Raw genomic sequence first — 20785 nt, forward strand, 5'->3', positions numbered from 1 at the left:
AATTATTAAACGTTCATACTTTGCGGTATCGCTCTTTCTGCTACAGTCGTTATCTGTCGTTTGTCAGGCTCAACTGTTTGGTAGCCGTTTTGTTGTTGACTTTGACTATAATACAGTTTCTCCAAACCGGTATTTTTCTACCAAGCTCAACCGGCATACATTAACAGACAACCTGTCAGAAATTTCCGAAAAAGAGGGCCATCTGGGGTCAACTTCATCGCCTGACTCTACCCCTTATTCATGGCTACTTGCAGAATTGGTTGTCACTGTCGGTTGGCTTTTAAAATGTTATTGGAACCCTGATTCACCGCAGTTTAACCCGGTGGAAGTACAGTTGACTCAAGACCAAACGTCTGCGATCATCACCATGATGCATGGCTCCGGACATGGCCAAAAACAATACCCGCCTTCAGAACCATCCGGTCTGCAAGCCCCAGAGACAATGAGCCACTACAGAGGCTCTTTCACTAGTCTTCAGAATACTGACTACGGCCATGGTGGCGGTGATGGAGGCCCTCAACAACACCTGCATACTTTGGGTCTGAATTGTTTCGTCCATCCTTGTCGTGGCGTTTGTCAGTTCGGACCATTATTTGATAGCAGAAGTGCCGCTGAGTTCCACTTGGCAGAGCCCTATGCAACGATCCACACTCCAGAGGCGAGGGCAGAAGTATCCGTTGCTCAATTGGGAGCAACACCCGAACAAAACTCATGCCCGCATTTGGCGAATAGACAGTGTCCTGGTTGCTTAGGTACTTCTGATACTGTAGAGGCTAAACATTCCGAAGAAGAATCAATTTTCGGAATACTAATTGATACTTCTGATGGAAACGGAGTGGCCTCAGACTTAATCGATTATACAACTGATGCTATCGGCTTACTCAATGATGATGAACTAATGCTCAGGGGTTTGCTTTCCACTGTTAATGATTTTGAGTTCATTACTGAGTCACTTAGTCTGTTGGATCAGAGTCAAACGCATCTTTCCCGGAAAGATACATTACAAGCTCTGCCAGTACCCGAGAATATTATATTCGGAGCTAAAAAATGCCAACAAGAACTGTTGGATGACCAAGCAAATATCCACAGCGAGCAGCCAACCTATGACGAGAAAGTGGTCGGGGAGGATCGCCAGACGCAACCACGCAGGAAGATCTCCAAGAATGCTAAAGCTCTCTCGAATAAAAAAAGAGCAGACCACAGCAGCCAACAAATTTGTGACGTGATGGTAGTTGAAGGCGGACACCAGCGGCCATGTGGAACAGTTTATAAGAATGCTCTGACCCTGTCGGATCACAAAAGAAGAAAACACAGTGGACCACAAACTTGTGACGTGACCGTGATCGGGAAGGATGGCCAGCGATCATGTGGAAAAATCTGCAAGAATGCTCTGGCTCTGTCGGTTCACAAGAGCAAGTACCACTGTGAGCAAAAAATCTGTGGCGAGACAGTAGTCGGGGACGATGGCCTGCAGCAGTTATGCGGAAAGGTTTGCAGGAATACTCAAGTTCTGGCAGATCACAAAAGAAGAGACCACACCGGACCACAAACCTGTCAAGTGGTTAAGGTCGGGGAAGATGGTCAACAACGGCCATGCGGAAAGGTCTTTAGCAATGCCATAACCTTGTGTTATCACCGTAGAAAATCCCATGGCAAGCAACGAATCTGTGTCAAGGCAGTGGTCGGGGAGGGTGGTCAGCAGCGACCATGCGGGAAGATCTTCAAGAATGATCAGGCCCTGTCAAATCACAAAATGTGGTATCACACCGGGCAACAAGCCTGTGACGAGGCCGTGGTCGGGGAGGATGGTCAGCAGCGACCATGCGGGAGGGTCTGTAAAAATGCTAAAGCCCTATCCAACCATAAAAGACAACATCAAAAACGCAAACCTGTTGATGTGCACCAGAACAATGACCTCAGTCTTTGATCCGACAACCCTCCTTTCATGAGGTGATCTATCCTTCTTCTCTTTAAATTAGTACGCAAGAATCGAATTATTAAACACTCATACTCTGCAGCACTGCTGTTGCTGCTATTGTCGCTGTCTGTCATCTCTATGGCTGAACCATTGAAAGAAGGCTGTATTGTCGAGCATAAACAGAAAGCAGTTTTTCCAAACCTGGGCTTCTCTATAAAGTGTGTACTGCGTGCATTGTCGTGTACTTTGTCATTCATTGTTGACAGAAACGGCTGCACAGGAACAGATTTTCTGCTTAATGACAAACGACACAGACCAGTCGGTTACGAACTAAAAACGATCATCATTGAATCGATTCTATGGCACTGGCTATACACCACTCCCCTGCTGGTTGTTTGTGAACTGATCCTAACCACCAAAGATGCCTCTATTCGCTTTACCTCTCGTTCATGCCTGCCTTTAGAAGCGATTTTCGCTGTTGGTTGGTTTTTAAAAAGTTATTGGGATCTTGGTTCACCGCTATTTAGCCCGATTGAACAACAGGCGAGTCAGGGTCATTCGTTTGCGATCATCTCTATGGTGCCTGGCTCCGGAGATAACTCGCAACAATACCCTCCATCAGAATCATCAGGCCAGCAAGTTCCGGCAGTCGCCAGCGCCCCTGTAGGTTTTTTCACCCGTCTTCTGTATTCTGAGTCTGGTGACAATAACAGAAACCCTCATCAAAACTCACACACTTTAGGTTTAAATTGTTTCGCCCATCCCTGTTATGGGGTTTGTCAATTCCGGTCATCAGAAGCAACACCCGGACAAAGTGCAGGGCTCGCCTACAACACTGGCCCCACCAGACGTACCTGTAGTGATGTGCCATTGCCCGGGAATTTGCCTGTCACCCCTGACGACCTGATTATCATCAGTGGGCTACTCAGTCTAAGTAGTCAGGGTCTTCCAGAAGAAAACAGGATTTCCTTTGCGTTTACCCGTTTTACACACTCAATGAAGACTTTACCTTCAGGTTGTCTTGCTTCCGGAGGGGGAGCCCATTGCCAACAGGCCCTGTTGAATCACAAAAGAAAAGACCACACCGGGCAGAGGATCTGCGACCTGGCCCTGGTCGATGAGGATGGCCAGCTGAAGCCATGCGGGGAAGTTTGCAAAAATACTAAAGCTCTGGCGTATCATAAAAGAAGGCTTCACAGCGGGCACAAAAGCTGTGACGTGACCGTGATCGATGAGGACGAACAGCCGCGGCCATGCGCAAAAGTCTGCAAGAATGCGCTAGTTCTGTCAGTTCACAAAAGCAAAGATCATAGCGGGCCAAAAACCTGTGACGTGATCGTGGTCGGGGAGGATGGCCAGCAGCAGCCATGCGGGGTAGTTTGCGAATGTGCCAAAATTCTCGTGGATCACAAAAGAGTAGCCCACAGCGGGCAACAAACCTGTGACGTGATCGTGATGGGAGAGGGTGGCCAGCAATGGGCATGCGGGAAGGTCTGCAAGAATGCCAGAGACCTATCGGTTCACAAAAGCAGATACCACACCGGAAAAAAAATCTGTGACGAAACATGGGTAGGGGGGGATGGCCAACCCCGGCCATGTGGAAAGCTCTGTGAGAATGCTCGAAGACTGACGAATCACAAAAGAAGAGAGCACAGCGGGCCAAAAAACTGTGACATAAAAGTGGTCGGAGAGGATGACCAGTTACGGCCATGCGGTGCTGTCTGCAAGAATGTTCAGGCTCTGTCGTGTCACAAAAGCAAAGTCCACACCGGACAAAAAATCTGTGACGTGACCGTGGTTGAGGAGGATGGCAAGCCACGGTTATGTGGGAGAGTCTGCAGGCACGCTCAGGCACTGTCGGATCACAAAAGAAGCGCCCACGGCGAGCGAAAAACCTGTGACGTAAGCGTGGTCGGAGAGGATGGCCAACAGCGGCTATGTGGCCTGGTCTGTAAGAATTCCAGATCCCTGACAAAGCACAAGAGAAAACACTTAAAACGCAAGCTTGTTGATTCGGCTCAGAACGATGACCTCGGTCCCGGATCTGACACCCATCCTCTCATAAGGTGATCTATCCTTCCTTTCTATGCCAGAACGCAAGGATAGAATTCTTCGACACTCACTCTTTGCAGAAATGCTGTTGCTAGTGTCGTTATCTGTCGTCTGTCGGGCCGAACCATTGACAGAACGTTTTGTTATCGAACTTCGACAAAATGCAGATGAACAACGGGAGGCAACATCTGTGCTGATAAAGGGTGACCAACCGTATGCGACCATCATAATGGTGTATGGGTCTGTTGATAACCCATCGCAGTACCGGCCATCAGAATCATCCGGCCAGCGAGTCCCGCAGGAAACTACTGCTCAGTCTGGAGGCTCATTCACTGGTCTCTTGTATTCCGACTCTGGCGACGGTAACGGAGATCCTGAACAATCCACACACACTTTGGATTTAAATTGTTTCGTCCACCCCTGTTATGGTGTTTGTCAATTCCGGCTATCAGGAGCAACACCCGCGCAAAACTCATGCCGTTACCCGGTGAATGAACACTGCCATGGTTGTATACGCCATTTTGATTCTGGAAACGCAACACACTCAATGAGTCCGGGGTCGGCCTACACTAAAGACCCTGACGGTTCAGCCAATGATGATGCACCCATGCCCGGGAATGTGCCTGTCTCTGTTGATGACCAGATGATAATCAACGGTTTACTCAGCCTGCGTGGTTCTGGTCCTCGAGGAGAAAAGGGGATTTCCTGTACGTTTGCCTATTTCACACGCCCAGTGGTGTCTTCGCCTGCGGGTTGTCTTCCTTCCGGAGGGGTTACCCATTGCCAGCAAACCGTGTCGAATCATAAAAGAAGAAACCGTACCGGACAGCGAACCTGTGACGTGACCGTGGCCGGAGAAGATGGCCGACAAGAGTCATGTGGTAAGGTCTGCAAGGGTACTCGAGCTCTGTCGGATCACAAAATAAGAGCTCACACCGGGCAAAAAACCTGTGACGTGACCGTGGTCAGGGAAGACGGCCAGATGCGGCCATGCGGAAAGATCCTCAAGAATGCGAAATTGCTATCAGTTCATAAAAGCAGGGATCACAGCGGGCAAAAAAAATGTGACATAACAGTGGTCTCAGAGGATGGCCAACAGCGGCCATGCGGGAAGGTCTGCAACAATGCTGTGGCCTTGTCGAATCACAAAATAAGAGCCCACTCGGGGCAACAAACCTGTGTCGAAAAAGTGGTTGGTGAGGATGGCCAACAAGGGCCATGCGAGCGGGTCTTCAAGAATGCTAAAGCCCTGTCGGATCATAAAAGAAGGGACCATAGCGGTCAACAAACCTGTGATGTGACCGAGGTCGGGGAAGATGGCCAGCTGCGGCCATGCGGAAAGGTTCTCAAGAATGCGTCATCCTTGTCGGTTCACAAAAGCAGAAATCACAGCGGGCAAAAAACCTGCAAAGTGCTTGTGGTCGGGGAAGATGGCCAGCCGAGGGCGTGCGGAAAGGTATGCAAGAATGCGTCATCTTTGTCAGTTCACAAATACAGAGATCACAGCGGGCGAAAAACCTGCGACGTGACCGTGGTCGGGGGGGATGGCCAGCCGAAGCAATGCGGAAAGGTCTGCAAGAGTGTGTCATCTTTGTCCGATCACAAAAGCAGAGCTCATAGCGGGCAAAAAACCTGCGACGTGGCCGTGGTCGGGGAGGACGGCCAGCCGAGGCCATGCGGAAGGGTTTGCAGGAATGTGCTATCTCTGTCAATTCACAAAAGCAGGGCTCACAGCGAACAAAAAACCTACGAAATGATCGTGGTCGGGGAGGATGGCCAGCCGAGGTCATTCGGAAAGGCCTTCAGGAATGCTCATGACCTGTCGGAGTACAAAAGAAGACAACGTAAACGCAAGCCTGTTGATGTGAATCAGGACGAAGGCCTCAGTCCTGATGAGGGCAAAGTGAATAAGTAACAGTCAGAACTGACAGAAGCCCTTTCACGAGGTTTTCTTGATCTATCCTTCCTTTCTGTATATCAGAATGCAGGGACAGAATTATTCAAAACTCACCCTTTGCAGCAATGCTATTGCTGATGTTGCTATTATCTGTCGTCTGTCGGGCCGAACCTTTGACAGGTCATTTCATTGTCGAAGGACCATGCAGTTGCGGGATAAAAACAGCCCTTTTTGAGTCAATTTCGTTGCAATCGCTTCACGCCACAAACCTGTTGGTTGGTTATGAACCGATCCTGACCAGCAGAGACTCTCCTCTAAACTCCAGCTCTTGTTCATGGCTGCCAATAGAAATGGCTCTGATTGTCAGTTGGCTTTTAAAAAACTGCCGGAACCCTGATTTACCCCTGTTAAATCCGATTGAGCAACAGGAGTTGATCTCTGCGCTGACACTGGGGGATTGCCCGTTTGAGACCATGGCAATGATGCATGGCTCTGGCGATAAAACACCACAATACCCGCCATCAGAGTCATCTGGCCAGCAAGTCCCGGAAGCTAATATCCAGCCTATAGGCTTTTTCACCAGTCTCCTGTATTCTGACTTTGGCGACGGTAACGGAGACCCTCAACAGTACTCACACACTTTAGGTTTGCATTGTTTTGTCCATCCCTGTCACGGCTTTTGTCAATTCGGGCCATCAGTTGCAACGTCGCCAGAAAGCTCATGTTATCATTCGTTGAATGAACGCTGCCTTGTTTGCAAACGTCATTTTGGTCCTGGAAACGCTATATACTCGATGAGCGCAGGCTCCACCTATACCAATGACCCTAACGGCCCAGCTAAAGACGATGTGCCCGTGTCCGTGAATAAGCCTGTTTCTGCTGATGATCAGGTTATAATTGATGGATTACTCTGTCTAAGTGATCGCAGTCTTCCGGAAAAAAATGGGATTTCCTGTACGACTCCCCATTTCACAGACTCAATGGGGGCTTCAGCCTCGGTTTGTCCTCCAACCTGTGACGTGAGACTGGTTGAGAACGAGGTTCAGCAGCCGCCATGTGGGAAGGTCTGCAAGAATGCTCATGTCCTGTCAGAGCGCAAAAGAAGAGAACGCAGCCGGCAACGAAGCTGTAGCGTACCAGTGGTAAGAAAAGCTGGCCGACCGGAACCATGCGGAAAGGTCTGCAAAAGTGCTTATGCCCTGTCGGGGCACAAAAGAAGAGAGCACAGCGGGCAACGAACTTGTGGAGTAACTGTGATCGGAGAGGATGGCCGGCCGCGGCCATGTGGAGTGGTCTGCAAGCATATTCATGACCTCTCGGAACATAAAAGAAAAGAGCACAGCAGCCAAAAAATCTGTGACGAGACAGTGGTTGGGGAGGATGGTCAGTCGTGGCCATGCGGGGTGGTTTGCAGGAATGCTCATGTTCTGACGAATCACAAAATCAGAGAGCACAGTAGGCAAAAAACCTGCGACGTGAACGTGCTCGGGGAGGATGGCCAACCGCGGCCCTGCGGACATATTTGCAAGAATCGTAAAGTCCTGTCGGATCATAAAGTAAGGCTCCACAAAGGGCAAAAAACCTGTGACGTGATTGTAATCGTGAGGGATGGCCAGTTAAGGCCATGCGGGACGGTCTGCAAGAATCCCAAAGCCCTGTCGACTCACAAGAGCGAATACCATACCGGGCAAAAAACCTGTAGCATCGCCGTAATCGGGGAGGATGGTCAGCAGCGGCCATGCGGGAGGGTCTTTAGGAATGCCCGCGCCCTGTCGGATCACAAAAAACAACATCGAAAACGCAAGCCTGTTCATGTGAACCAGAATGATGCCTTCACTTCTAAAGAAGTTGAGGCGAAAAGGGTAAAGTGAATAAGTAACGGTCAGATCTGACAGCAGTCCTTTCTCCAGCTTTTCTTGATCTATCCTTCCTCTCTGTCCACCAGAATGCAAGGATAGAATTATTAAACACTCCTTCTTTGCAGCCTTGCTGTTGCCGATATTGTTGTTGTCTGTCGTCTGTCAGGTCGAAGCATTGACAGAACATTTTTTTGTTAAGCTTGAATCAAATCCAGATTCTCCAAAAAAAAGCTTTTCTATAAAGCGTGGCTGTCATAGATCGTCTAAGTGTCCGTCAGTCATTGCCAAAACCAACGGCGACGCGGGACCAGGTTTGTCAATGGATGACAAACGACACAGATCTAGCCGTTACGGAATAAAAAAGACCCCTATTAAGTCGATTTCGTGGCAATGGCTTTACGCCACTCACCTGCTGGTGGGTCACGAATTGATCCTGACCAGCAAAGACGCCCCTCTATGCTGCGCACCTTATTCATGGCTGCCTGTAGAAGTGGTCGTCATTTTCGGTTGGCTTTTTAAAAACTATTGGAACCCCGAATCACCCCTGTTTAATCCGATTGAGCAACAGGGGGCAACTACTATTTTGACACGGAGGGATTATCCGTTTGCGACCATCACTCTGATGTATGGCTCTGGTGGTAATCCACCACAAGATCCACCATCAGAACCATCCGGTCAGCAAGTCCGGGAAGCCACCATTTACCCTAGAGGTTTTTTCATTCGTCTTATGTATTCTGACTTAGGCGATGGTAAAGGAGGCCCTCAAGAGTTCTCACACACTTTAGGTTTAAATTGTTTCGCTTATCCATGTCATGGCGTTTGTCAATTCCAGCCATCGGGAGCAACACCCGGACAAAGCGCGTGCCCTCATTCGGTGAATGAACACTGTCTTGGTTGCACAAACCATTTTGGTCCTGGAAATGCCAGACAACCAGTGAGTGCAGAAGCAGTCTCTATCAGTGACCCTGACGAGATACTCAATGATAATGTGCAAATACCCGGGAATGTTCCCTTAAACGTTGATGACGAGATTATAGTGGATGGTTTACTCAGTCTTCGAAAATCCCCGGGTTGTCTTCCTTCCGGAGGGGCTACCCATTGCCAACAAACTCCGTCTAATCGAAAACAACAAGTGCGGACAGGGAGGCAAGTCTGTGATATTGCAGTGGTCGGGGAGGATCTCCAACAACGGCCATGTGGAAAGGTCTGCATGAATGTCACAACTCTGTCATATCTCAAAAGTGGGTACCACAGCGGGCATAGGATCTGTGACCTGATAGTGGTTGGGAAGGACGGACAGCCGCAGCCATGCGGGATGATTTTCAAGGGTGCTAAAAGCTTATCGGATCACAGAGGCAGAGAACATTCAGGGCAACAAACCTGTGACGTGACCGTGGTTGGAGAGGATGGTCGGCAGCGGCCATGCGGGAAGGTCAGCAGGAATGCCAAAGCCCTGTCGTCTCATAAGAGTGGATACCACAGCGGGCAAAGAATCTGTGACGTGATAGTGATCGGTGAGGATGGTCAGCCGCAACCCTGTGGGAAGGCCCGGAAGAGTCTGCAAGATCTGTTGGACCATAAAAGAAGGGACCACAGCGAACAACAAACGTGTGAAGAGACAAGGGTCGGGGATGATGGCTTGCAGCGGCCATGCGGAAAGGTCTTCAAGAATAGTAAATCCCTGTCGGAGCACAAAAGCAAATACCACAGGGGGCCACAAATCTGTGGTGTGACAGTGGTAGGGGAAGCCGGCGAGCCGCGACCATGTGGGACCGTCTGCAAGAATGCAAAAGTCCTGTCGGATCACAAAATCAAAGTCCACAGCGGGCAACAAACCTGTAAGGTGAGCGCGGACGGGGAAGATAGCCAGCAGCGGCCATGTGGAAAGGTCTTCAACAATGCTAAAGCCCTGTCGGATCACAGAAGAAAATACCACACCGGAGAAAAAACCTGTCAGGCAAAGGTGGTCGGAGAGGATGGACAGCCACAGTCGTGCGGGAAGGTCTGCAAGAGTGCTCAAGCCCTGGCGGATCACAAAAGAATACATCGAAAGCGCAAGCTTGTTGATATGAATCAAGACGACCACCCCACTCATAAATCAACCATGAGTGACTGAAACAATTTTTTGTCACCCCTGGTGATGAAAAATTTCTCACAGTAAAAAAGATAAAGTAACAAGGCTCTGTAGGAGAAGGTGTCAGCTCAAGGGTTAAGGTCATCATCCTTCTTCAGGTCTTCAAACTTGCGTTTCCGATGTCTTCTTTTGTGATCCGACAGGGCACTGGCACTCTTGCAGACCTTGGCGTATGCTCGTTCCTGGCCACACTCCCCGACGAATTTTACATCACAGCTTCGTTGCCCGGTATGCTCTTTTCTTTTATGTGACGACAGGGATTGAGCATTCTTGCAGACCGTCCCGCAGGGTTGCTGTTGGCCATTCTCCCCGACCACGGCCACATCACAGGTTTTTTGTCCGGTGTGGACTTTGCTTTTGTGAACTGCCAGAGACAGAGCATTTTTGTAGACCATCCCGCATGGCCGCGACTGGTCATCCTCCCCGGGCACGCTTATTTCACAGGTTTTTTGGCCGGTGTGGACTTTTTTTTTGTGAGATGACAGGTCTCCAGCATTCTTACAGACCCACCCGCACGGTCGCTGCTGCCCTCCCTCCCCGACCACGGTCACATCACAGGTTTTGTTTCCGCTGTGGTATCTGCTTTTGTGAACTGCCATAGAGGGAGCATTCTTGCAGACCGACCCGCATGGCTGCAGCTCACCATCCTCCCCGGTCATACTCATATCACAGATTTGTTGTCCGCTGTGGTACCTGCTTTTGTGATATGACAGTTCCTGAACATTACTGCAGACGGTTCCACATGACCGCTGTTGGCCGTCCTCCCCGACAACGGATATGTCACAGGTTTGTTGCCCAGTGTGGTGTTTCCTTTTGTGAATCGAAAGGTTATTAGCATTCTCGCAGACCTTCCCACACGGCCGTTGCTGGCCATCATCTCCGACCACGGCTACCTCACAGGTTTGATGTCTGCCGTGGTTTCTTCTTTTATGTTCGGACAGAGCATGAGTATTCTTGCAGGATTTTCCGCATGGCTGCCGCTGGCCATCCGCCCCGATCACATTAACCTCACAGATTTGTTGCCCACTGTGAGATCTGCTTTTATGAACCGACAGAGATAACGCATTTTTGAAGGTTTTTCCGCATGGCTTCGACTGGCCATCCTTACGGCCCACTTTCAAGTCACATGTTTTTTGCTCCGTGTGGGCTCTTCTTTTGTGATTTTCCAGGGTTCTAAGACCCTTGCAGACCTTCCCGCACGGTAGTTGCTGGCCATCTTCTCCAGCCACTATCACGTCACAGGTTAGCTGCACGGTGCAGTCTCTTCTTTTACGATTAGAAAGGGCTTGCTGGCAATGAGTAACCCCTCCGGAATGGAGACAACCCGAAGATGATGGCACCACCGGGCGTGAAAATTGGGCAAGCGTACAGGAAGTCCTGTTTTCTTCTGGAAGACTACGACCACCTAAACTAAGTAACACATCAATTATAATCTGGTCATTTACAGAGACACGCACATTCCCGGGCATTGGGACATCGTCATTGACTGATCTGTTAGGCTTATTAATATAGGTGGCCCCTGAATTCATTGGTTGCGTTACGTTTCCAGAATCAAAATGTTGTATACGACTATGCATGTTTATATTCTCTGAATAAGGACATGAGATTTGTTCGGGGGTTGCTCCCGATGGCCGGAATTGACAAACACCGCAGCAGGGATGGACGAAACAATTTAAACCTAAACTATGCAAATATTGATGAGGGTCTCTGTTACTGCGGCCAGAGTCAGAATACTGGAGCCGAACGAAAGAGCCTGTAGGTTGGCTGCTAGCTGCCGGGACTCGGTGGCCAGCTGATTCTGATGGCAGGTATTGTGTTTGGTTATCACCAGAGCCATACATCATACTGATCGTCGCAGACGGCTCATCCCCCTCTCTCAGTACAGAGTTTGCCTCCTGTAGTTCAATCGGGTTAAACAGGGATAATTGGGGGTTCCAATAGCTTTTAAAAAGCCAACTGACAACGACAATCACTTCTACAGGTAGCCATGAATAAGGGGTCGAACCAAGAGAGACGTCTTTGGTGGTCATGGTCAGTTCGTAACCCATCAGCAGATTGGAAACGTAAAGCGATTGCCAGAAAATCGACTCAACAAGGGGCGTTTTCATTTCGTAACTGCCAGGTCTATGTCGCTTGTTATCAGATGGTAAATCGGGTTCTGCATAGCTGTTTGTTTTGGCAATCACTGACGGGCTGTGTGTCAACGTGTGCCGGACAGGCTTTATAGAAAAGCTTTTGTTTGGAGAGCCTGTATTCTGTTCAAACGCGACAACAAAACATTCTGTCAACGGTTCCGCGTGACATGCGACAGATAACAACAATATCAGCAACAACGGTGCTGCAAAAAGAGAGTGCTTAATGATTCTATCCTTGCATTCTGGTTAACAGAGAGGAAGGATAGATCAAGAAAAACTCGTGAACGGCGGGTGCCAGATCAAGGACTGATATCATTGTCCTGTGCCAAATCAACAGGCTTGCGTTTCCGATGTTTTCTTCTGTGATAATGCAGCTCTTCTTTACTCTTGCAGATCTTTCCGCATTGCCGCGACAGGCCATCCCCCTCGAACACTATCACGTCACAGGCTTTTTGCCCGGTGTGATCTCGTCTTTTGTGAAGCGACAGGGCAGGAGCATTCTTGCAGACCTTTCCGCATGGCCGCAGCTGGCCATCCTCCCCGAACACGAACTTGTCACAGATTTGTTGTAATCTGTGGACTTTGCCTCTGTGACCCAACAGATCTTGAATATTTTTACAAACCTTCCCGCATGGCCGCAGCTGGCCATCCTCCCCGACCACAGTTGAATCACAGATTTTTTGTCCGGAGTGCTCTCTTCTTTTATGATGTGACAGGGCTGCAGCGTTCTTGCAGACCACACCACATGCTCGCTGCCGGCCATTCTCCCCGATTATGGTCACGGCACAGTTTTTTTGCCCGGTGTGGTATTTGGTTTTGTGAGTTGACAAAGATGGAACATTCTTGAAGACCATCCGACATGGTCTTGGCTGTCCATCTTCTCCGACCACGGTAACGTTACAGATTTGTTGCCCACTGTGAACTTTTCTTCTGTGCTCCCATAGGACATTAGCATTATTGCAGACGTTTCCGCATTGCCGCTGCTGGCCATTCTCCCCGATCACGATCACATCACAGATTCGTTCCCCGCGGTGGTATCCGCATTTGTGATTCGACAGCACGCGAGCGTTCTTGCAGGCCTTTCCGCATGGTCGTCGCAGACCATTCTCCTCAACCACAGTTACATCACATATGAATTGTCTAGTGTTGTGTGTAACTGGTATTGCTCCTTCGTGAGAAAGATGAAGTTGGCTCTGATCCAATTGGGATGATTCGGTGGTGGTTGGTTGTCTTTCTGAATGGTCATGAGTAAAGAGTATCTGGTCTCCTTCGAGAAGATACCGCAAATCGAGTGACTTATTAACGACCTCAAAATCCTCTGTCTTGGAAGGTAGGGTTTCGAACAATGCCACATCATCAATGAGTGACCCGGCAACGTCGGTGGTATGGGCGACTTCGTCTCCAGGGTTTCCATCAAATACAGGGTCATAATCGAATGGGAGTTGAACGTCAGAAAGATCATTCTGATCTACGCAACTTAAGCGGTGTCCATCAGCCAAATACGGGTACGAGCTATTCAGAGAGTTCTGCTGCGATTCAACGGACTCTGTACTATCGAATGATATCCGGAAATTACAAACGCCATGACAGGGATGGACAAAACAATTTAAACCTAAAGTATGTGAGTTTTGTTGAGAGTCTCCTTCATCGTCGCCAGAGACAAAATACTGGAGACTGGTAAAAGAGCGTGCAGGTTCAGTGGTGGCTTTGGTAACTTGCTGGCCCGATGATTCTGAGGGTGGGTATTGTGTTGGGTTATCTCCCGATCCATACATCATAGGGATGCTCGCAAATGGATGATCCTCCTCCTGTATCAGCATGGATCTTGACTCCTGCAGTTCAAGCGCTTTAAACAGCGGTGCATTGAGGTTCCAATCGCTTTTTAAAAGCCAACTGACAACGACAACCACTTCTGCAGGTAGCCATGAATAATAGGTGGAACCAAGAGGGGTGATTCTGGTGGTCAGGATCAGCTCGTAAACCACCAGCAGGTGCCAACTGTAAAGCCATTGCCACGTAATCGACTCAACAAAAATCGTTTTTATTCGATAACTGAACGTTTTTTGTCGTTTGTTATAAGATGACAAATCTGACTCTGCATAAACTTTAGAGGCGGCAATGACAGGCGGGTAATGTGGCAATGTATGACAGCCATACTTTATAGAAAAACTCTGATTTGGATAATCTGCATTTTGGTCAAGCTCAACAATAAAAGATCCTGTCAATAGTTCGGTCTGACAGACGTTAGACAACAACATCAGCAACACCAGTGCAGTAAGGTGTGATTGTTTAATATTTCTATCCCTGCATTCCGGTTGACAGAGAGGAAGAATAGATCAAGAAAAGCTCGTGGGAGCGCTGCTGTCCGGTCTGATCGTTGCTTATTCACTTTTCACTTTACCTTCTTCAGGAGCTCTGTCGTCGTCCTGATTCTCATCAACACGCTGGCGTTTTCGATGTCTTCTTTTGTGATCCGACAGGGAATGAACATTCTTAAAGATCTTTCCGCATGACTGCTGCTGTCCATCCACCCCAACTGTTATCATTTCACAGGTTCTTGGCTCACGGTGCTGTCTGCTTTTGTGATTTGCAAGGGCATGAGCATTCTTGCAGATCTTGCCGCATGGCCGTGGCTGGCCATCCTTCCCGACCATGGTCACCTTACAGCTTTTTTGCCCGCTGTGGACTTGAATTTTGTGATCCGAAAGGGCTTTACCATGCTTGCAAACTGTCCCGCATGGTCGCGGCTGATCATCTTCACCGACCACTGTTGCACCACAGGTTTGTGGCCCTCTGTGGTATCTGCTTTTGTGCTCCGTCAGGGATTTAGTATTCTTGAAGATCTTTCTGCATGGTCGCTGCAAGCCATCCTCCCCAATGTCTGTCTCTTCACAGGTTTGCTGTCTGCTGTGGTCTCTTCTTTTGTGATCCGCCAGCTCTTGAGGTTTCTTGCAAACTTTCCTACAGGGATGCGGCTGGCCATCCCCTCCGAGCACGGTCATGCCACAGATTTTTTCGCCGATGTGTTCGTTTCTTTTGTGAACCAACAAGGCACTAGCCGTCTTGCAGAGCTTCCCGCAGGATCGCCGCAGACCCTTCTCCCCGATTACGGTCACCTCACAAGTTTTTTGCCCGGTATGATATTGGCTTTTGTGAGTCGACAGAGATTGGGCATTCTTGAAGATGGTCCCGCATGGTCGCGGCTGATTATCTTCTGTGAACAGTGTTGCGTTGCAGGTTTTTTGCCCGCTATGTACGCTTCTTTTGTGATTCGCAAGAGTATGAGCATTCATGAAGACTTCCCCGCATGGCTGTTGTTGACCATCTTTCCCTGCCACTATCAGGTCACAGGTTTTTTGTCCGGTGTGGTATTTGCTTTTGTGAGATGACATGGATCGAACATTCTTGAAGACTTTCCCGCAGGGTCGCTGCAGACCATCCTCCCCGAACACGGTCACGTTGCAGGAAGGAAGGCGACCCAGAGGTGAAATCCCGATTGGGTATGAGAAACGGGGAGCTGTACAGGAAATCCCGCTTCCTTCTGGAAGACCGGGATTACTTAGCCTGAGTAACCCATCGATTATAACCAAGTCATCAGCAGAGACAGGCACATTCCGATGTGTTGGTACATCATCTTTCACTGCCCCGTCAGGGCCATTGTTGCTGGCAGACGCGGGACTCATTGGGTGTATTGCGTTTACGGGACCAAAATAGCCTATGCAAGTAAGGCCGTGTTCATTCAGCGAATGAGAGCGTGAGCTTTGTCCCGATCTTGCTCCCGGAAATTGACAAACGCCATGACAGGGATGAACGAAACAATTGAAACCCAAAGTGTGTGAGTTTTCCCGGGGCCCTCCGTCACCGCCATCAGAGTCAGAATACAGGAGATGATTGAAAGAGCCTGCAGGGTGACAGCTCGCTATCCCGACTCTCTGGCCGGATGATTCTAGTGGTGTACATTGTGGTCGGTTATCACCAGAGCCATGCATCATAGTGATGATCGCAAACGGTTGACCGTCCTGTGTGAGCACAGAGGCTGCCTCCTGGTGTTGACTGTGGTTAAACAGCGGTGAAGTGGGATTCCAGTAGCTTTTTAAAAGCCAACTGACAACAACCACTTCTATAGGTAGCCATAAATAAGGGGTGGAACTCAGACGCACGTCCTTGGTGACCGGGATCAGTTCGTAACCCACCAGCAGGTGAGCAGCGTGAAGCCACTGCCACGAAATCGACTTAATAAGGGTCGTTTTTATTCCGTAACTTTTATATTTGTGTCGTTTGTTATCAGGCGGCAAATCTGGTCCTGCATCGCCGTTGGTATTGGCAATGACTGGTGGATCCTGCGTCAATGTATGACAGCCACGCTTTATAGAAAAGCTTTTGTTTGGGGAACCGGAATTCTGCTCAAGCTCGACAACAAAACGTTCCGTCAACGACTTCGCCTGACAGAAGGCAGACATCAGCAACAGCAGTGCTGCAAAGAGGGAATGTTTAATAATTCTATCCCTACATTCTGGTGGACAGAGAGGAAGGATAGATCAGGAAAAGCTCGTGAAAGGGCTATTGTCAGATCTGGCTGTTATTTGTTCATTCTAACCTTGTTACCTCTCTCTGTAGGGGACAATTTCGAGACAAAGCTTGATATGAAAGGGTGAATAGGTGACCGATAGCAAGTATTCTGCAAGCCCATTACCTCAAGCAGTCACCTTTCGTGCAACACACCCATTCACTGGCAAAGCATCTTAAAACCTCGCTTTAATGTATTTACCTTTGGAAGCATTAAATAGTCCCCCTGCCATTCAGTTCCAATGTGCGAATGATCATCTATGTCAGGCACATAACAGAGATAGTAAACCAACCAATAGCTGTAACTCTTCGGACGTGGTCGCCTCAGACGGGGTCGCCTCAGAATCAAAAGATGCCGGGACAGCCGATACAACCCGACCTGCCGGGCAAACCTCGTGCAACGTAATAGAGGTCGGTGAGGATGGCCTGCTGCGGCAATGTGGGAAGCTCTGCAGGAATGCCAGTGCTCTGTCGGATCACAAAAAAAGACATCGGAAACGCAAGCCTCTCGATGTGGAGCACAACGAGTGAAGTTATGTCTGGTGCCATCTTCTGCTTCAGCGAAAGGTCTCTGAGAGAAAAACATACTAATTTTCTTGATCTATCCTTCCTCTCTGTCAATCTGAACGCAAGGATAGAATTATTAAAGGCTCACTCTTTGGGACACTGCTGTTGCTAATATCGTTGTCTGTCGTCTGTCAGGCCGAAGCGTTGACAAGACATTTTATTGTCAAGCTTGAACAGGATGCAGGCTCTCCAAAACAGAACATTTTCATAAAGCCTCACCGGTGTATAGAACCGGGCGACTCGTCAGGCTTCACCGACACCTACGACTACGCAGGATCAACTTCGCTGCTTGATGAAAATCGGCACAGGTTTGGAGGTTATGGAGGAAAAACGATCATCATGGAGTCGCTTTCATGGCAATGGCTTGATGGCCCTCATCTTTTGGTAGCTTATAATCTGATCCTGACCACCAAAGATGCCCCTATAAGCGTCATCTCCTGTTCATGGTTACCTGTAGAAGTCGTTTTCGCTGTCGGCTGGCTTTTAAAAAGCTATTGGAACCTCTGTTCACCGCTGTTTAAACCGATTAAACAACAGGTGGCAACCTCCGTGCTGACAAAGGAGGGTTATATGTTTGCGATCACAACTGTGATGCCCGGCTCTGGAGATAACCCACCTCAATACACGCCATCAGAATCGTTCGGCCAGCAAGTCCCGTCAGCCATCATCCACCCTAAAGGCTACTTCACTCATCTCCTGCATCCTGACTCTGATGGTGGTAACGGAGACCCTCATCATTACTCGCACACTTTAGGTTTAAGTTGTTTCGTTCACCCTTGTCATGGCGTCTGTCAATTCCGGCCATCAGGAACATCAGCCGGACAAAGTTCAAACCCTCATTCGGTTAATAAACACTGCCATGGTTGCATACACTATTTTGATTCTGGATACGCTTCACGTTCAATGACTGTAGGGCTCACATCTACTACTGTCCCTGACGGGACACTTAATGAAGATGTGCAAATCCCCGGGAATTTATCTGCTAAAGCTGATGACCAGGTTATAATCGATGGGCTACTCAGTCTGGGAGGTCATAGTCTTCCAGAAAAAAATGGAATTTCCTGTACGATTGCCCATTCCTCACGACTAAAAGGTTTTTCATCTCTCGGTTGTCTCATCACCAGAGTGGCTAGCCAATGGCAACAAGCTCAGTCAGATCACACAAAAAAATACGACACTGAACAAAAAAGCTGTGACGTGACCGTGGTCGGGGAGGATGGCCAGAAGCGACCGTGCGGTAAATACTGTAAGAATTCTCAAGCCCTGTGGGATCACAAAAGCAGAGTCCATAGCGAACAAAAAACCTGTGACGAGACAGTGAACGAGACGAATGGCCAACAGCGTCCATGCGGTGCAGTTTGCAAGAGTGCTCGATCCCTGTCATGTCACAAAAGCAAATACCATAGAGGGCAACGAATCTGTGACGAATCAGTGATTGGGGAGGATGGCCAGCCTCGACCATGCGGGACGGTCTGCAAGAATGCTAATGCTTTGTCAGTTCACAAAAACAGAATCCACAGTGGGCATAAAACCTGCGGCGTGATCGTGGTCGGAGAGGATGGTCAGCAGTGGTCATGTGGGAAAGTCTGCAAGAATACTCGGGCCTTGGCAGATCACAAAAGCAGAGTCCACAGCGGTCAACAAACCTGTGACCTGACCATGGTCGGGGAGGATGGCCTGCCGCGGCCATGCGGGAAGGTCTCTAATAATGCTTACGCCCTGCTAAGTCACAAAAGAAGAGAGCACAGAGGGCAACAAACCTGTCACCTGATCGTGGTTGGGGAGGATAGCCAGCAGCAAGGATGCAATGCGGTTTGCAAGAGTGCAATATCTTTGTCGCATCATAAAAGACTAGAGCACACCGGGCAGCAAGTCTGTAATCTCACAGCAGTCGGGGTGGATGGCCAGTCGAGGCAATGCGGGAAGGTATACAAGAATGCTCGCAGCCTGAGTAATCACAAAAGAAAAAAGCACAGCGGGCCAAAAACCTGTGGAGCAAAAGTGTTTGGCGAAGATGGCCAGCCACAGCCATGCGGAAAGGTCTGCATGAATGCTCAAAACCTGGCAGATCATAAATTCAGAGACCACACCGGCCATCAAACCTGTGACTTCACCGTAGTCGGGGAGCATGGCCAGCCGAAACCATGTGGGACAGTCTGCAGGAATGCTCGAGCCCTCTTTAATCACAAAAGAGTGCATCGAAAACGCAAGCCTGTTGATTTGGACCAGAACGATGACCTCAGTCCTTGATCTGACACCCGTCCTTTCAGGAGGTTTTCTTGATCTATCCTTTCTCTCTCAGAACCAGAACTCAAGGATAGAATTATTAAACACTCACTTTTTGGGGCACTGCTGTTACCACTGTTTTTGCCATTGTTGTTACTGTTGCTGTTTGTCGTCTGCCAGACCGAAGCATTGACAAGGCATCATATTGTCGAGCTTGAACAGGATGCAGGTTTTCCAGAACAGAACATTTCTAAAAAACTTCAACGGTATTCATTATCAGGCACCCCGTCAGACTTTACCGGAACCAATGGCTACGCAAGACCAAAGTCGCCTGATGAAAAACAACGCAGACCTGGAGGTTACGGAGCAAGAGCGGTGATTATTGAGACGATTTCGTGGCAATGGCTTTATGCCATTCATCTTTTGGTTGCTTACGAACTGATTATGACCACCAAAGATGCTCCTGCAAGCTCATGGCTATCTGTTGAAGTAGTTTTCGGTGTTGTCTGGCTCTTAAAAGGCTGTTGGAACCTCGATTCACCGCTCTATAAATCGACTGAACAACAGGAGGGAATCTTTGTGCTGATGGAGGGAGATCACCCGTTTGTGACTATTACCATGATGCATGGCTCTGTTGAAAACCCACCACAAAACTTGCCATCAGAATCATCCTGCCGGCAAGTCCTGGCAGCTAACAGCCATCCTGCTGGCTCTTTCACTCAACTCCTGTATTTTGACTCTGGCGATGGTACTGGAAGTCCACAAGAACATTTGCACAGTTTAGGTTTAAATTGTTTCGTTCACCCCTGTCATGGCGTTTGTCAATTCCGGCCAGCAGGAGCAACACCCGGACAAAGCTTACGCCCTCATTCGGCCAATGAAGACGACCTTGGTTACAGACACTATTTTGACCCCGGATACGCTACACATTCGATGAATGCAGGGCTGGCCTCTGGCACTGCCCCTGATGAGCGACTCAATGATGATCTGCAAATGTCTGAGAGTTCACCTGTCACCGATGATGACCAGATTATAATCGATGGGTTACTTAGTCTGGGTGCTCGTACTCTTCCAGAAGAAGGCGGGATTTCTTGTTCGGTTGTCTGTTTCACAGGCCCAATGGGTATATCAGCTTCGAGTTGTCTCACACCCGTAGCGACTACCCATTGCCAACAATCCCTGTCAGATCACAAAAAAAAATACGACACGGAGCAAAAAATCTGTGACCTGATTGTGTTCAGGGAAGATGGCCAGCAGCGGCCATGCGGGAAGCTCTTCAAGAATGCTAATAGCCTGTCGTCTCACAAAAGTAGAATCCACAGTGGGCAAAAAACATGTGATGTTATCCTGGTCGAAGAGGATGGTCGGCAGCGAGTCTGCGGAAAGGTCTGCAGAAATGCTCATGCCCTGTCAGATCACAAAAGCAGAGAC

General features: G+C 49.0%; 11 protein-coding genes. 8 read left to right on the forward strand and 3 right to left on the reverse strand.

Translation table 11 applies throughout. The annotated features are described in order from the left end of the window. Positions 1–334: 334 nt before the first annotated feature. The 5 genes from KDK17_RS13650 to KDK17_RS13670 all read left to right on the forward strand — a co-directional run bounded on the left by KDK17_RS13650 (position 335) and on the right by KDK17_RS13670 (position 9842). Positions 335–1927, forward strand: coding sequence for a hypothetical protein (locus tag KDK17_RS13650; RefSeq protein WP_257280674.1), 1593 nt, complete (start codon positions 335–337; stop codon positions 1925–1927). 129 nt (positions 1928–2056) lie between these two features. Then, entirely contained in the window at positions 2057–3988 is a 1932-nt protein-coding gene (locus KDK17_RS13655; protein WP_257288283.1) for a hypothetical protein, read from the forward strand. 16 nt (positions 3989–4004) lie between these two features. Further along, on the forward strand, positions 4005–5885 hold the full coding sequence (locus KDK17_RS13660; protein ID WP_257254068.1) for a hypothetical protein: 1881 nt from the start codon (positions 4005–4007) through the stop codon (positions 5883–5885). A gap of 119 nt (positions 5886–6004) precedes the next feature. After that, positions 6005–7738 (forward strand): hypothetical protein, encoded by a 1734-nt coding sequence (locus KDK17_RS13665; RefSeq protein WP_257280677.1) that lies wholly within the window; start codon positions 6005–6007, stop codon positions 7736–7738. 307 nt (positions 7739–8045) lie between these two features. Next, positions 8046–9842 carry a hypothetical protein gene (locus KDK17_RS13670; protein ID WP_257280679.1) on the forward strand — a complete coding sequence of 599 codons (1797 nt, stop codon included), beginning with the start codon at positions 8046–8048 and terminating at the stop codon, positions 9840–9842. Between the two features lie 86 nt (positions 9843–9928). Here the strand turns inward: KDK17_RS13670 and KDK17_RS13675 are convergent, their stop codons facing one another. The 3 genes from KDK17_RS13675 to KDK17_RS13685 form a co-directional block, all read right to left on the reverse strand. Beyond that, positions 9929–12148 (reverse strand): hypothetical protein, encoded by a 2220-nt coding sequence (locus tag KDK17_RS13675; RefSeq protein WP_257288284.1) that lies wholly within the window; start codon positions 12146–12148, stop codon positions 9929–9931. Positions 12149–12294: 146 nt separating this feature from the next. Continuing rightward, positions 12295–14253, reverse strand: coding sequence for a hypothetical protein (locus KDK17_RS13680; RefSeq protein WP_257254320.1), 1959 nt, complete (start codon positions 14251–14253; stop codon positions 12295–12297). A gap of 123 nt (positions 14254–14376) precedes the next feature. After that, complete coding sequence (locus tag KDK17_RS13685) at positions 14377–16428, reverse strand: hypothetical protein (protein WP_257280681.1); 2052 nt, start codon at positions 16426–16428, stop codon at positions 14377–14379. Between the two features lie 337 nt (positions 16429–16765). Here KDK17_RS13685 and KDK17_RS13690 point away from each other — a divergent pair, with 337 nt between their 5' ends. From KDK17_RS13690 to KDK17_RS13700, 3 genes are all read left to right on the forward strand, one after another. Next, positions 16766–17092 carry a hypothetical protein gene (locus KDK17_RS13690; protein ID WP_257288285.1) on the forward strand — a complete coding sequence of 109 codons (327 nt, stop codon included), beginning with the start codon at positions 16766–16768 and terminating at the stop codon, positions 17090–17092. 141 nt (positions 17093–17233) lie between these two features. After that, complete coding sequence (locus tag KDK17_RS13695; protein WP_257280682.1) at positions 17234–19378, forward strand: hypothetical protein; 2145 nt, start codon at positions 17234–17236, stop codon at positions 19376–19378. A gap of 123 nt (positions 19379–19501) precedes the next feature. Beyond that, the coding region (locus KDK17_RS13700; RefSeq protein WP_257288286.1) for a hypothetical protein at positions 19502–20785 on the forward strand (1284 nt) is incomplete at its 3' end.

Source organism: Endozoicomonas sp. SESOKO2, from assembly GCF_024606245.1.
In the GTDB taxonomy this organism is placed as follows: domain Bacteria; phylum Pseudomonadota; class Gammaproteobacteria; order Pseudomonadales; family Endozoicomonadaceae; genus Endozoicomonas_A.